Genomic DNA, 14,912 nt, shown 5'->3' with positions numbered 1-14,912 from the left:
CGGCTTGGCGTCGCCGCCGCTTGCTTCGTTATTGTCGTTGCCGCCGCAGCCCGCGAGCAGGGACATGGACAGCACGGCCGTCAAACCCAATGCCATTATCTTTTTCACTTTCTGTTTCCTCCCTTTTTATGGCTCTTGATTGGTGTATATACAGAACGGCCGGGGCCGTCGTATATCGGGGTCTAACGTTTCTGTTTAAGCTTCAGCTTCGGGATCGATACGGCGAAAATAAGGAGCAGGCCGATGATGATCAGAAGCGTCTGGGCGGACACGTTGACGAGACCCAGACCGTAGCGCAGGTAACCGATGAGGAAAATGGCAAGAATCGCGCCGATCATCCGTCCCTTGCCCCCGGAAGTGCTGATGCCGCCGAGCACGACCATCGCGATGACGTCGAGCTCGTAGCCCGTGGCGATATTCGGCCGCGTGCTTCCCATGCGGGAAGTCAGGAACAAGGCGGTCACGGCGGACATGAGCCCGGTCAGCGTGAACACGATGATTTTGATGCGGTCCGTCTGAATGCCCGAGAACCGGCTCGCCGTGATGTTGCTGCCCATCGCGTATACTTTTCGGCCGAAGGTCGTTTTGTGAAGCAGATACCAGAACCCGATGGCGAAGACGACAAAGGCGATCAGGATGAACGGAACGCCTCCGACGTAATCCCAGCCCAGGAAGTTGAACCATTCGGGGAATTTGCCGGCCGCTTGGTCCTTCAGCAGAATGTAGGCGATCCCGCGATAAATGATCATGGTGGATAAAGTGACGATGACCGCGGACAGCTCCTTGAACTTCACGACCAGCAGTCCGTTGACATAGCCGCAGACAGTCCCGACCAGCAGGCAGATGACCATAGCGAGCGGCATCGGGACGCCGTGGTTGTACAGATCGGCCATGATGACCGACGACAGGGCGACGATCGAGCCGACGGAGATGTCGATGTCCCCGAGGATGATGATGAACACCATCGGCAGGACGATGAACGCTTTGTCGAGGAAGCTCATCGTGGCGTCGCGCAGGTTATCGAAGTTCCAGTAAAACTCGGACAGGTTGACGTTCATGATCGTCATGGCGACGAAGAGCACGACCAGCATCCATTCCCATTGGAAGAAGAAGCCCTTGAGGGTGAATTCTCTCTTGTTCTCTAGCAGTCTCGGTTCCATGGCGTCAGATCCTCCTCCTCATCAGGTTGTTGCGGTCGATGCCGCGCTTGACCATGGCGTTAATGAGGACGGCGATCAGAATGATCATGCCCTGAATGAAGTTCTGCCAGAACGGAGACACGTTGATCATCGGGAGCGCGTTGTTGAGAATCCCAAGCAGGACCGAGCCGAGAATGATGCCCGAGATTTTGCCGGAGCCGCCCGCGATGCTGACGCCGCCGAGCACGCAAGCCGCGATGACGCTGAGCTCGTAGCCGGAAGCCGTGTCGCCCTGAGCCGAAGCGAACTTCGCCACCCACAGCACGCCGGCCAGGCCGGACAGGCCGCCCATGACGGTGTAGACGAGCCAGAGGATCCGGCCGGACTTGATGCCGCTCACCTCGGCGGAGTCCGGATTGCTGCCTACGGCGTAAATCTGTCTGCCCGTGCGGGTGTGGTTCACAAAATAGTAAGCGACGATATAGATGACAATAGCGATTAGAATCAGGTTGTTAAGGCCGAGGACCTTGCCCGTGGCGATCGCCTTGAAGCTGTCGGGCATCTGGTGGGCGCTGACCCACTTGCCGCCGCTCATCTCGTAAGTCAGGCCGCGGAACACGTTCATCATCCCGAGAGTGGCGATGATCGGCAGGATGTTGATCTTCGAGACGAGGAAGCCGAGAACGGCTCCGCACACGACTCCGACTCCGACCCCGAGAAGAACGGCTACGAGCGGGTTGAGTCCCGGGTATTCCTTCACGGTCAGCGCGGCCGTCATCCCGGCAAGGGCGAGCGTCGCTCCGATCGACAGGTCGATGCCTCTTGTGATGATGACGAGCATCATCCCGACGGCCAGGATGCTTAGAATCGCGGTGTTGGTCGCGATGTCGTTGATGTTCTCCCAAGTGAGAAAGCTCGAGTTCCGAATCTGCACGCCGACCGCAAGAATAAGGATGAAGGCGAGCAAGCCGAGCTCCCGGAACTTCGCGATGTTGGCGCTGAGGGACTTCTTGGACGCGGCCGCCTGAGAGGGGGATCCCCCTCCGGATGCCGCGACGACGACGGGTTGTCCTCCTCTGTTTTTCATACTCATGCTAAGCCCACCTTTGCTGATCTTGCTGCGGCGAGGCATCGGCCATCGAAGCCGTTAATATCGCTTCCTGGGTGATGCTGCCTTTGTCCATGAAAGCCGTGATTCGGCCTTCTCTCATAACGGCGACCCGGTCGCACATGCCGATGATTTCCGGCATCTCGGAGGAGACGAGAATGATGCCGTATCCCGAGCACGCGAGGTCGCTGATAATCTCGTAGATCGCCGACTTCGCTCCGACATCGACTCCCTTGGTCGGCTCGTCGAGGATGAGGATGTCGAGGTCGGCCGTCAGCAGCTTTGCGAACACGACCTTCTGCTGGTTGCCGCCCGACAGCGAGCTCGCCAGGTCGAAGACGCTCTTGGCCTTGACGCTTACCTTCTCCGCGAGGCGCTTCGCCAGATCCCCTTCCTTGCGGGTGTTGATATGGCCCCGCTTGGACATCTTCTCGAGAGCCGACAGCGTGATGTTGCGGCCGATCTCCCAGGAGAGAACGAGTCCCTGCTTCTGCCGGTCCTCCGGAAGGTAGCCGATCCCTTGCTTCATCGCGTGAAGCGGGGATTTGACCGCGAGCTCTTGGCCTTTGTAGAAAATCTTGCCCTTGTCGGCACGCTCGGCGCCGAAGATCGCTTGGCACACTTCCGTCCGGCCCGCTCCAACGAGTCCTGTCAGGCCGAGTATCTCGCCTTTGCGAAGCGTGAAGCTGACGTCCGCGAAGTAGCCCGTCTTGCCGAGCCCCTCTACTCTTAGCAGCTCCTCGCCTATCTGCGCTTCTTTTTTCGGGAACAGTTGGGTAATCTCGCGTCCAACCATCGCCACGATCAGGTCCGCGTTGCCGATCTCGTCCACGCCCCACGTGCCGATGTACTTCGAATCGCGGAACACCGTCACCTTGCTGGCCAACCGGTACATATCCTCGAATCGGTGGGAGATGAAAATAATCGAGGCTCCCTGGTCCCGCAGCTTCTCGGCGATCCGGTACAGCTCCTCGCTCTCGTTGTTCGTCAGCGCCGCCGTCGGTTCGTCCATGATGATGATCCGCGCGTTCACCGACAGCGCCTTGGCGATCTCGACGATCTGCTGCTCGGCGACGCTCAGCGCCCCCATCAGCGTCTTCGGGCTGAAGCTGGCTCCGAGCTCCTTGAGCAGCTTGCCGGCTTCCTCGTGCATGTCGCGCCAGAGCAAGCGCTTCGTACCCTTCGCGATTTTCTCATGACCCATGAAGATGTTCTCCGTTACAGTCAGGTCGGGATAACACGTCACATGCTGGTAAATCGCCGCGATTCCGGCCTTCTGCGCATCCTTCGGATTGCGGAAGCTCACCTTCTGCCCGTCGAGGTACATATCGCCTTCATCCGGCGCATGCACGCCGGTGATCACCTTGATAAAAGTCGACTTGCCGGCGCCGTTCTCGCCCATCAGCGCATGAATCTCGCCCGGCTTCAGCTTGAAGTAAACGTCGTCCAGCGCCTTCACGCCGGGAAACGTCTTCGTAATTCCCTTGAGCTCAAGGATGAACTCGGACATTCCCGCTTCCCCCTTACTTAGTGAAACCTTATGCATTAACGATAGCGCTTACAGGCTTGGGGAAGAAGGAGACAGAATTCGGGTAAGGGGGAGATTCTTCGGGATTCCCGCCCGCATCCTCGTCAGCTATGCTGCGTCTGAGTCTCGCGGTATCCTTCGATTGCAGGCTCATTTTCGCCGAATTGCACTGGGTCTTGCGGCTTATTTGCTTCCGATCGGTCATCCTGTCCATTGGCGCAGGTTGCTGACTAGCAAAAGGTGCCCTATATCGCTCATTTTCGAAGCCTGACAATTCCTTTGCAAATATAGCAAAAGACCTAGAGACGAGAACAAAGATGAGAAGCACATAGTCCGATCTATTTATTGACTGGAAATCCATTAAATGCGAAAGTGTTCAAGGCATGCTTTGTCAAATTATAGGAGGTCATGGAAATGAGAGAAACCAAAAAGAGACAGTTGGCAAAATGGATGATTCCGCTGAGTTTGGCTTTAGTGCTCGGAGCGTGCGGCGGCAATAACGACAAGGACGCGTCCGAGAGCCCTTCGGCTTCCTCGAGCCCTAGCGCAAGCGCCAGCTCTTCGCCTTCGGCAAGCCCAAGCGAATCCCCGTCGGAATCGCCGAGCTCTTCCGCTTCGGCCAGCCCAAGCGGGAGCGCGGATGCGGCAGTTAGCACCGTAGCCGGTTATAGCCTTTATGAAGATACGGCCAACCAAGTCAGCATCGAGTATCCCGAGGACTGGGAAGTTCGTACGGACGTTCCGGGCGTCTCGTTCGCCATTCTCTCTCCGCTCGAAGGAGATGGGGACAAGTTCGCCGAGAACGTCAACCTCGTCGTGCAAGATCTGCAAGGCCAAGCCATCGATCTTGCGCAGTACGTCGAGCTGTCCAAGCAGCAGCTGCCTCAAGTCATCACCGACTACGAGTTTGTCGACGAGGAGACGACCACCGCGGAGAACGGACTGGAGCTCACCATCCTCGACTACACGGGCACGCAAGGACAGAACGAGCTGTACTGGCGCCAAGTGATTACGATTAACGGCGGCAAGGCCTACGTCATCACCTGCTCCGCCGCGGAAGCCGATTTCGATAAATTCAGCGAAGCGTTCGGGAACATGGTATCTACCTTTACGTTTAAATAAGCATAAAGAAGACGGCCCTTATGGGGCCGTCTCGGATGGTCGAGAAACCCAGCGCCTTGTGCCAAGACGCCCGGGTTTCTCTTTCGTTCGGGATTGATCGTTCATTGCAACGTAACATTCGGGAACGTATAATCCGGGTATGAGGAATGACCCTCGAGCGGAGCAGGTAAATAACCCGTTCCCGTGGCACTAACCTGGGCGCGTCCCATTGGAGTTGATTTCGAACGTGAAGATGCTAGATATAAATTCGGCATCCGCTTACGCCGACGAGTCGCTTGATGCCGAAACGGCCCGTCTGGCACGCCTGATCCGCACCTATACTCCCCATGACGGCACCTTTAGCCAGCGCATCCCCGGTTTGCACGTCAGTCGCTATTCACGTGTTAACATCGACTACGTGAAGACCTTCGACATCCCCTCTCTGTTGATCGTTGCACAGGGGGCAAAGGTCGTCACGGTGGGGCAGGAGGTCCATTCGTTCGGCCGGTCGCATATGCTCCTATTCCCCGTTGCTCTGCCGATCGCCGTGAAGACCGTACAAGCCACCCATTCCGACCCATACCTGAGCGTTAAGCTGAACCTCGACCCGCAAAGAATTGCCGAGTTGGTACTGAAAGTGTATCCCCAGGGTCTGCCTGCCGTTCGTAATCGAAGCGCGGGTTACGTTATTAGCGCAGACTTGGGCATGCTTAATGCCGTGACGAGGCTAGTGGAATGTCTCTCTAATCCCGGCGACGCCGAGTTGCTTGCCCCGCTCGTGGCGGATGAGATTCTGATACGAGTCCTGCGCAGCCCCATCGGCGCCCAAGTCGCCGAAATTTGTTTTGCGGATTCGGGCATGCAGCGGGTCGTGAAGGCGATTGCTTGGCTGCGCGACAACTTCTCCCAACAGATGAAGGTTGCAGACCTGGCCGAGCTGGTCCATATGAGCGCGTCCGCGTTTCACGAACATTTCAAGGCCGTCACTTCCATGAGCCCGCTGCAATACCAAAAAGCGTTGCGCCTTCATGAGGCAAGGCGTCTGCTGATTTCGAACTCCATGGATGCGACCGCCGCATGCCAAATGGTGGGGTATGCGAGCGCCTCTCAATTCAGCCGGGATTACAGAAGTTTTTTTGGAAGCCCGCCAAGCAAGGACGTCGCCGAATGGCGCCAACAAAGGAAAACACCGGACTGACCCGCGTATTCCGGCGGATTAGGCAAGAAGCGACGAGGAACAGGCAAAGATCCGGATGAGACGCAACCTATAATGAGTTTAGCCTTGGGGCCGGCGGTGCCGATCGATGATCCGCCCCGCCGGCGGTTCAAGCAGATCTTCTGCTCAGCAGCTTAAGGAGGACTCATTATGCGTGTTTTTGTCACAGGGGCGACGGGCTTTATCGGTTCCGCCGTCGTTCGCGAACTCATCGATGCAGGGCATCGGGTAGTCGGCCTTGCCCGCTCGGACAAGGCTGCCGAGTCATTGTCGGCAGCCGGAGCCGAGGTGCACCGCGGCTCCCTCGAAGATCTCGACAGCCTGCATAAGGGCGCCGTCGCAGCAGACGGAGTCATTCACTTGGGCTTCAAGACCGACTTCTCGGACTTCGCCGGCGCGGTCGCAGCCGACCTGCGCGCCGTCGAGACGTTAGGCGCGGCGCTTGAGGGTACCGGCAAGCCGTTCGTGTTCACCTCGGGAACCTTGTTGGTCGCATGGTCGACCCCGCCGGGGCTTCTCGGGACGGAGGACGTCGCGGTTGACTCCGCAGTGCCCCGAGGCGCAGCGGAGAACGCGGTGATCTCGCTGGCAGAACGCGGGGTGAGAGCCTCTGTCGTCCGTCTCGCACCGACCGTGCACGGCCCGGGCGATCATGGCTTCATCCCGATGCTGATCGACATTGCTCGCGGCAAGGGCTTCTCCGCCTACGTCGGCGACGGTTCCAACCGTTGGCCGGCCGTTCACCGCCTCGATGCGGCGCGCCTGTACCGTCTCGCCGTCGAATCCGCGCCGGCCGGCTCGCGGCTGCACGGGGTCGGCGAAGAAGGCGTGCCCTTCCGCGACATCGCCGGCATCATCGGTCGCCGCCTAAATCTGCCGGCGATCAGCATTTCCCGCGAAGAGGCGGAAGCCCACTTCGGCTTTCTCGGATCCTTCGCGTCGTCCGACAACCCGATGTCTAGCGCACGGACCCAGGAACGCTTGGGATGGCATCCGGCGCACCCCGCGTTGATCCCGGATCTGGAACAGGGACATTACTTCAACAACTGAAGGAAGTCCGCTGCCGGCCGACCAATTTTTTCCTTTGCTTAAGCGCGAAGCGAGGCGTATAATCCGTTCAGACATCGAAGCGAAAAGCGGGGAATCGGTTATGAACAACGGGTTGGTCAACGCCATTATCGCGTATATCATGTGGGGAGTTCTCCCGCTTTATTGGAAGCTGTTCAACGACGTGCCGGCAGGAGAGATTCTGTCTCACCGGGTCGTCTGGTCGTTCGTCTTCATGGGGATTCTCGTCGCCGTCCAGCGCCGTTGGGGCGACGTGAAGCGGATCGCGACCAGCCGGGCGCTCCTGCTGCCGCTCGCCGCCAGCGGGCTTCTGATCGCGGCGAATTGGCTCATCTTCATCTGGGCGGTCAACAACGGGCATGTCGTCGAGACGAGTCTCGGCTATTATTTGAACCCGTTGCTGAACGTGCTGCTGGCGGTCGTCTTCCTTCGCGAGAAGCCGAACCGCGGCCAATGGCTCGCGATTGCCATCGCCGGCGCCGCGGTGCTCATCATCGCCATCGACTACGGGCGGTTCCCGTGGGTCGCGATCTCGCTGGCCGCGTCGTTCGGCTTTTACGGCTTCGCGAAGAAGAAGATCGCGCAAGACGCTTCCGTCGGCCTGCTGTCGGAGACGGCCGTCGTCCTGCCCGTCGCGCTCGGCTACTGGATCTATTTGGCCGCCGCGGGCAAGACGACGGCATGGACGCTGCCCGCGTCCACGTTCGTCGAACTGCTCCTATCCGGCGCGGTAACGGCGCTGCCGCTGCTCTTCTTTGCGCGGGCGGCCGCCCGGATGGCGCTGTCCGCGCTTGGATTCGTCCAATACATTGGGCCGACGATCATGTTGGTTCTGAGCGTATTCGTGTTCAAGGAATCGGTCTCGCCGGCGCTGCTCGTCGGCTTCGCGCTCATCTGGACATCGCTCGTCGTATACGCCGCGTCATCGGTTCGCGCCGCGAGACTCGCGAAGGCGAACTGACGGCAAAAGAGCTCGCGCACCGTCATAACGGCCATTTTCGTCCCATGGGGCGGAGATGGCCGTTTGCCGATTAAGCTGCAGCCGCTGTCCGCCGCCCAAACCTGCCTTTATGCTATCCCATCATCGCCTGCTCCCGATACTTCGACGGGGACACCCCCGCCCAAGCCTTGAACAGCTTGCTGAAGTACTTTACGTCCTGGTAGCCGACCTTGAGCGAGATGTCCTGCAGCTTGGCCGCCGGGTCGCCGAGCATCTCCCGCGCCTTCTCCATGCGCTGCCGGGTAACGTAGTCGAGCACGGTCTCCCCGGTCTGCAGCTTAAAATATTCGCAGAAGTAGGTCGGGTTCATGTAGACGTGATCGGCGATCCGCTTGATGGAGAGGTCGCCGCCCAGATGGTCCCGGATCCAGGCCTTCGCCTGCTCCACGGGCTTGCGGTTGCCCTCGCTGCGAGCCTCCCTGATGGCTCCCATGATCCCGTTCATCCGCCCGGCCAGCTCGCCGCGAAGCTCCGAGAGCCGGGTCACGTGGTCCAGCGAACGGATCGCTTGCTCGACGGAGTCGGGGGCTCCTTCCGCTCCGCCCCCTTCCAGCGCGACCGAATGAATCTGGATGAGCAGATTCTGTGCGGCGCCGCGGATGACGGCGGGGGAGCCCGACCTCTCGAGCTCCGCGAAGTATTGCCGTAGCAGCGATTCCGCTTCTTCCGCGTTGGCGTGAGCGACCGCTTGCCGGAGCCGCTGCGCCAGTTGAGCCAGCTCGACCTCGGCCCTCGACAGGGAAGCGCTGCCGTCCGCTTCCTCCGAAGCTGCCCGGTCCGCCTGCCGGAACACGCGGTTGCCCCCTTCCACCAGCCGATAATGCATCAGCGACAACGCTTCCCGCCGGGCTCCCGGCAGAAGATACAGGTCCTCGATCGGTTCCGCGATCGACACCGAGATCGTAAAGGGCATGTAAGTCTGAATCGAGCCCCTTACCTGCTCGGACAGAGCAAGCCCTTCCCGCTCCAGCTCGACCTCGCCGTCCCCGCAGCCGATCAAGATCCAGAAGTCCGTGTTGCCGCCCCGCCAGCTCCAGCCTTGAAGGCCGGTCTGGCGCTCGTAGTTCGCGACGACCTCCGCGATGATATTCTCGAGCGCGAACGTGTACGCCTCCCAATCCTTGGTCGTGTACCCTCTCGACTTCACCGGCAGCGAATCCAAGCTGGCGTAGAGAAGCAAGTATCGGCCGCGCGGGAAATCCTCGACCCAATAGCCTAACCGTTCGATATCGATGCCCGCCGAAGTAATGTAGCTCAGCGTCTGCGTCTGCCGGGCGGGCTTCAGCTTCACGGCCTGGCGCTCGGTCTCCTCCCGCCTCCACGACTCGCTTCGCCCTTCCAATATCTTAGCCCTCAGCTCCGCCAGCCGCTCCCGGAACTGCTCCCGGTCCACCGGCTTGAGCAGGTAATCGACGGCCCCTTCCCGAATGGCCGTCTGCAAATATTCGAAATCGTCATACCCGCTGATCAGCATCGGGTAGAACGAATAGTGCCGCTTCGCTTCCTTGATCAGCGCGAGGCCGTCCATCACCGGCATCTTCACGTCCGAGATGAGCAGATCGACCGCGCCCTGCGAGCCATGGAGGTAATCGAGCGCCTCCTTGCCGTCGGAGAGCGTCGCGACAACCTCCCATTCCTCGCCGCAGGACTGAACCAGTCTCTCAATCCCCCTGCGAATGCGGGCCTCGTCGTCCACGATCACCGTCCGTATTTTCTGCATCCCCCGTCACTCCTCCTCGCCCCGGCTCTTATCCATCCCTTCCGATTCCGCCAAGCCTTCCATCCCGTTCAGAGCCGGAATCCTGACGATGACCTCCGTTCCCTTCCCATAAATGCTATGCAGCTGGATGCCGTACTCCGGCCCGTGCATCAGCACGATCCGGGCGTTTACGTTGCTAAGGCCGAAGCCGGAGTCCTTGTCGATATGCGTATCCGACCTCAGCGCTTCCTCCAGCTCCGCCATTCTCTCCGCCGGGATGCCCGGCCCGTTGTCGCGTATGCGATACACGACGTCCTGCTTGCCGGAGCGGAAGCTCATCTCCTTGCCGATTCCGATCTGAATGTCCAGCACCTTGCGCGTCTCCAGCCCGTGCTTGATGGCGTTCTCCACGATCGGCTGCAGAATGAACTTAGGCGAATAAAGATTCTCCCGCTCGATATCGGTCCCCAGCTGAATATCGAACGTCAGCCGATCCTCGAAGCGGTACTTCTGGATCGTCAGATAGTCCCGGATGTGCTGCACCTCGTCGGTCAGGGGCACGGACTTCGCTTTGTTCCCGACCGAGAACCGCAGCATCCGCCCGAGCAGCGTCACCATGTCCACGACCGTCTCCGTCTCCCGCTCCTCCACCGCCATTCCGATCGTCTCCAGCGTGTTGTAGATGAAGTGCGGATTGATCTGCGACTGCAGGGCGTACAGCTCCGCTTCCTTCTGCCGGATCTCGATGCGGTAGTTCGTCTGGATCAGCTCGCGCGTCGTGGTGATCATCGAGTTGAAGCTGCGGGCCAGGGAACCGACCTCGTCTCGGCTCTGGAGAGAATGGTCCACCTGGAAATGCCCCATCTCCGCGTTCTTCATCAGGCGGCTCAGCTTCTTGAGCGGCCTCGTGATGTTCAACGACAGAACGACCGCGAGAATCGCCGTCACCAGCACGACTCCGATGAACGCGAAGACGGTCACGTTGCGCACGAGATCGGTTTTCTCCGTCAAATATTTCAGAGGGATGCTGTGCACGAACACCCAGCCGAGCTCGGCCGATTCCGTCACGCTCACGAGCCTCTGCGGCCCCGCGCCCGTCGTGCGGAAGCTTCCGTTGCGGATCGGGTACCGATCGATCTCCGCGTCGAACGTTCCGATCATCTCCGGATCGGTATGGTAAAGCCTCTCTCCCTTGCCGTTCATGACCCAGAGATCGGCTTTGTCGTTCTTCTCGAAGTCGTGCAGGATCCGGTCGATAAAAGTGAGCTGCACGGCAATGAACATCGTTCCGAGGATGCGCCGATTGTCCGTATCCGCGATCTGCTTCATGATAAGAATGTAGGGGACATCGTTCTGGAAGCGCAGGCCCGTCTCGCTTGGCAGAATGATTTTCGGCTTTTCGACCAGGTTGGACAGCTCGTAGCGGTAGGGAGCGATCGCCTGGTCGCGGTCGAAGCCCGTATAAGCCACCTTGGAGCTTTGAAAAAACCGGTTTTTGGACAGAAGAAACACCGCGAGAACGTCCGGGTTGCTTCCCCCCAGGTACGTGCGGGACATGTAGCTGTTCAGGCTGAACAAGTCCTTGTTCCGGTCGGATACGCTCTGTTCCTCGTCCCTTCTCAGGATGGCGATCATGTCGTCCGAGTTGAACAGCAGATCCGGCAGCGAGGCGAGCTCCATGAGGCGCTGCTCGATATTCGAATTCGCTTGATTGAGAAACCGAGGCATATATTCGCCGATCTGCTCTTCGATCGAACGGGTGAATTGGGTGTACGTGACGTAACCGAGCAAGGACATGGGAATGACGGTGAGCAGCAGGTAGGTCATGATCAGCTTGGAGCTCAGCCGGGTGTTGCGAAGCTTCAAACGTTCGCGCAGCCTAGAAATCATATTGGTCCACATTATCCTTCGTAAAATCGAGCGGCGCGCCCATGATGATCATATCCCCGTTCACCCGTATATTGCCTACCTTCTCCACCGGTTGATCGTCGTAAGGGGTCTGCCCGAGCAGCAGGTTGCGGGCCAGCACGACCGTCAGATATCCGAGCTTCTTCGGGCTCCACAGCGTCGCCGTCTGCGCGTAGCCCTCATGAAGATAGCCGCGCATCAGATTCGGCGTCGAGAGGCCGACCACGCTGATCCGCCCGGCCGCGTCCGCTTCTTTGACCGCTTGGGCGGCGGCGGGAGGTCCGACGGACGCGTTGCCCACGATGCCCCTCAGATTCGGATGCTTCTTCAGCAGCTCTTTCGCCGCATCGTACGCCTTGTCGGGGGCGTCGTCGGTCGGAACGATCTCGACCAGCTTCATGTTCGGATAATACTCCTGCCGCTGCGCCTTCATCCACTTGATCCATTCGTTCTGGTTGGCGGCGCTGAGCGAAGCGGTCATGATCGCGAACTCTCCCTTCTCTCCGATGCTCCAGGCGAGCGTGTCGATCAGGTGTCGGCCCAGCGTCTCCGGATCGACCATGTTCACGTAGAACTCCCTCGCTTCCGGCTCGGTATCCGCGTCCCACGTAATGATTTTGATCCCCATTTGCTTGGCTTCCCCCAGAACGGGCACAAGCGCCTGAGGATCGTTGGCCGACACGGCGATCGCATCGACCTTCTGCTCCATCAGATCGCGAATCGCTTCGATTTGGTCCTGCGGGTCGGTGGAAGCCGGAACCTTGTACAGAAGCTCGACGTCGATATCCCAAGCCGCTTCCTGCGCGCCCTGCTTCACGACATCGAAATACGTGTTGCTTAACTTCGGCACGACTCCGATTCGGTAGTGGGGAGCCGGACTGTCGGCCGCAACGCCATCCTCCGCCGAGGCGGACGGATTCTCCATCTCGTAGATCACTTTATAGGAATCGGCGCCGCCTCTTCCGCAAGCGCTTACAACGGCTAGCGCAAGGAATATCCAAAAGAAACGCCACGCTCTAATTCTCGCAATCACTGTCCTGCACCTCCAGCAGCGCAACTACTACCAAGATAGCACGAGGAACCCTCCTCCACAATAATGCAATCCTTGGAGAAGGCGGCTTCCGGGGAATAACAAGAAGAGCCCTCCCTCGGCGGGAGAGCTCCTCTGCCATTCCATTATCATTATTGCAGCTTCGATACGCTCACGGCGACCTTCTCGATCATGGCCTTGGATGCCTTGCTGTCGGGGGAGCTGATCGTTACGGTGCGGTCGTCCAATTGGAAGCTCAGCATCGCCGTGTCGGAAGGCGTGTACCACTTCGCCTTGACCCCGTTCGACAGCGTCACCTCTTGGCTCTCGTAGCCGGCCGAGTAGTCGCGCGGGGAGACGTTCACGATCATATGGTCGAACACGAGGTTCACCCCGTCGCTCGTGCCGACCGCCTTCTGGTAAGCATCGCCTTGGGTCATCTTAGTCGGAGCATACGCCGTCTCGAAGCCGTCGAAGCCGGCGAACGCGGCTTTGATCGCCTTGACCTGCGCCGCGGTGTAGGAGATATCGGATAAATCGCCGGTCGATGGGGCGGTCGTTCCCGTTCCGATTCGAATCTGCTGCTTCGAGGCGTCGTAGACGATCGGCACGTTCACCGCGTCGGCTACCGCTCTAACCGGCAGATACGTCGTATTCTCATAGGTAATCGGCGACAGCTTATTGCCGTTCCCGTCCTTCGCGGTAAAGTGCGTGCCGTTCACTTGGATATCCAGATTGCCGTTCAAGTAGGCGGTAATTTTCTGCAGGTTCGATCCGGCATACACGCCGCCCGCCCAAGCCACCGTCATTCCTAGAACCACAACGCCGAACACGGATTTTTTCATCATTGTCTTCATGTAATATGCACTCCTTTTAGGATTTAAAGTCGATAATTTGCGTCACCGGCAATCCGTTCTCTCCTCCGACGGTCACCCCGAGCCGGGTACCGGAAGGATTCCAGTTGAGAGGATATTGCGGAAAATAGGACGGGCCGATCGGGGACACCTTCCCCGTGGCGGAATCGTACGCGTATACTCCGTTCATGCCGCTCTTGGCCTCGGTGTAGACAGAGAAAGCGAACAGAGATCCGTCGGGAGACCAGCTGATGTCGTTCACCAAGTCGCCTTTGCCGATCAGGAAGCCTTGGGCGCTGCCGGCCGTATCGTACATCGTTAACTTAGTACCCGGAACTCCCTCCCGGTAAGCGGCGGTCACGGCGATCCGGTTGCCGGCGGGGGACAGCCGGAACGGCCCCGCTCCCTTGACGAGCGTAACGGGTTTGGCGTCTCCCGGCGCGAACGCCTTGAGGTTCCGCTTCCCGTCCAGGTAGTAAATGCGGCCGTATCCCGCCTCGAACTGCTCGAACGTCTCCGCGTCCGGATCGTCGAGCCGAATAACCTTGCTTCGGCCGTTCGTCGAGACGGCATAGATCTCTCCGCGCCCGTTCATGGAGCCTGCCGCCAGCACGTACGTCTCGTTGTCGAGCCAGCCGCCCTTCTCGAGATAATTGGCGACCGGCACCTCCACGCTCTCTCCCGTGGACAGGTTCAGAACGGAGTTCGAAGCGGTGTATTTGTCTTGCCACTCCTGAACGAAAGAGAACTTGCCGTCGGGGGAAGGATACGTTCGGGTTATCGCCCCCGACGAGGACGGTTCGGCCAGCGGCTGCAGCTCCTCCTGCTTGTCGGTCTGGAGATCGACCGTCGTGGCAAAGTATTCGTACTTCGGTTCCTCCGTCCCGGTAGCGGCCTTCGCGACCTTCGTTATGACAAGGCGCGCCTCGTCGTCCGACAGCCACTGCTCGATCGACGCGCCTTCCAGACGATGGATCCGGGCTACCGCGATATCCTCGTTCGGCTGGCGCCCTCCGTCCTTCACGACGGTCAGCGTGCGTCCTCCTTCCGAAGAGGCTCCCCCGCCCGGAAGCGGGCCGCCGCGATCGGCTTCACAGCCGACCAGGCTTGCGGACAGCGCCGCCGCGATCCCGAGCACCGCCATCCTCCTTGCCATGCCTTTAGCCATGGAACGTTCCTCCCGTTCGTGCAGCAGGTTAGCGTTCAAGGCGCTCCGGCGGGCTCATCCGCCGATTGTTCGGCGCCCTTGGCTCCCCTGCTG

Annotated in this window: 12 protein-coding genes; 4 read left to right on the top strand and 8 right to left on the bottom strand. The window is 59.6% G+C overall.

The genetic code is table 11. The annotated features are described in order from the left end of the window. Positions 1-182 precede the first annotated feature (182 nt). Genes H7B67_RS27230 through H7B67_RS27220 form a run of 3 tightly spaced genes read right to left on the bottom strand, consistent with a single transcriptional unit; the run spans position 183 to position 3,757 of the window. On the bottom strand, positions 183-1,160 hold the full coding sequence (locus H7B67_RS27230; protein ID WP_185123024.1) for an ABC transporter permease: 978 nt from the start codon (positions 1,158-1,160) through the stop codon (positions 183-185). 4 nt (positions 1,161-1,164) lie between these two features. After that, the gene (locus tag H7B67_RS27225; RefSeq protein ID WP_245363528.1) at positions 1,165-2,232 is read right to left on the bottom strand and encodes an ABC transporter permease; all 1,068 of its coding nucleotides are present in this window, start codon (positions 2,230-2,232) and stop codon (positions 1,165-1,167) included. 1 nt (position 2,233) lies between these two features. After that, positions 2,234-3,757 (bottom strand): sugar ABC transporter ATP-binding protein, encoded by a 1,524-nt coding sequence (locus tag H7B67_RS27220; protein ID WP_185123023.1) that lies wholly within the window; start codon positions 3,755-3,757, stop codon positions 2,234-2,236. 432 nt (positions 3,758-4,189) lie between these two features. Here H7B67_RS27220 and H7B67_RS27215 point away from each other — a divergent pair, with 432 nt between their 5' ends. The 4 genes from H7B67_RS27215 to rarD all read left to right on the top strand — a co-directional run bounded on the left by H7B67_RS27215 (position 4,190) and on the right by rarD (position 8,121). Continuing rightward, positions 4,190-4,897, top strand: a complete 708-nt coding sequence (locus H7B67_RS27215) for a PsbP-related protein (RefSeq protein WP_185123022.1) — start codon at positions 4,190-4,192, stop codon at positions 4,895-4,897. Between the two features lie 232 nt (positions 4,898-5,129). Then, positions 5,130-6,074, top strand: coding sequence for an AraC family transcriptional regulator (locus H7B67_RS27210; protein WP_185123048.1), 945 nt, complete (start codon positions 5,130-5,132; stop codon positions 6,072-6,074). 168 nt (positions 6,075-6,242) lie between these two features. After that, positions 6,243-7,142, top strand: coding sequence for an SDR family oxidoreductase (locus tag H7B67_RS27205; protein ID WP_185123021.1), 900 nt, complete (start codon positions 6,243-6,245; stop codon positions 7,140-7,142). A 100-nt stretch (positions 7,143-7,242) separates the two neighbouring features. Continuing rightward, positions 7,243-8,121: an EamA family transporter RarD gene (rarD, locus tag H7B67_RS27200; RefSeq protein WP_185123020.1), complete on the top strand. Its 879-nt coding sequence runs from the start codon at positions 7,243-7,245 to the stop codon at positions 8,119-8,121. A 112-nt stretch (positions 8,122-8,233) separates the two neighbouring features. Here rarD and H7B67_RS27195 read toward each other — a convergent pair whose 3' ends face one another. The 5 genes from H7B67_RS27195 to H7B67_RS27175 all read right to left on the bottom strand — a co-directional run bounded on the left by H7B67_RS27195 (position 8,234) and on the right by H7B67_RS27175 (position 14,819). Then, positions 8,234-9,880 carry a response regulator transcription factor gene (locus tag H7B67_RS27195; protein ID WP_185123019.1) on the bottom strand — a complete coding sequence of 549 codons (1,647 nt, stop codon included), beginning with the start codon at positions 9,878-9,880 and terminating at the stop codon, positions 8,234-8,236. 6 nt (positions 9,881-9,886) lie between these two features. Further along, complete coding sequence (locus H7B67_RS27190) at positions 9,887-11,749, bottom strand: sensor histidine kinase (RefSeq protein WP_185123018.1); 1,863 nt, start codon at positions 11,747-11,749, stop codon at positions 9,887-9,889. Continuing rightward, a complete protein-coding gene (locus H7B67_RS27185; RefSeq protein ID WP_342592481.1) occupies positions 11,739-12,800 on the bottom strand; it encodes an autoinducer 2 ABC transporter substrate-binding protein in 1,062 nt (353 codons plus the stop codon). The genes H7B67_RS27190 and H7B67_RS27185 overlap by 11 nt, the downstream gene beginning before the upstream one ends. Positions 12,801-12,949: 149 nt before the next feature. Further along, complete coding sequence (locus H7B67_RS27180; RefSeq protein ID WP_185123017.1) at positions 12,950-13,654, bottom strand: stalk domain-containing protein; 705 nt, start codon at positions 13,652-13,654, stop codon at positions 12,950-12,952. A gap of 16 nt (positions 13,655-13,670) precedes the next feature. Next, positions 13,671-14,819 carry a TolB family protein gene (locus H7B67_RS27175; RefSeq protein ID WP_245363530.1) on the bottom strand — a complete coding sequence of 383 codons (1,149 nt, stop codon included), beginning with the start codon at positions 14,817-14,819 and terminating at the stop codon, positions 13,671-13,673. Positions 14,820-14,912 lie beyond the last annotated feature (93 nt).

The organism is Cohnella thailandensis (genome assembly GCF_014212135.1).
GTDB classification, from domain to species: domain Bacteria; phylum Bacillota; class Bacilli; order Paenibacillales; family Paenibacillaceae; genus Cohnella; species Cohnella thailandensis.
This window is presented reverse-complemented; position numbering and strand designations above follow the sequence as displayed.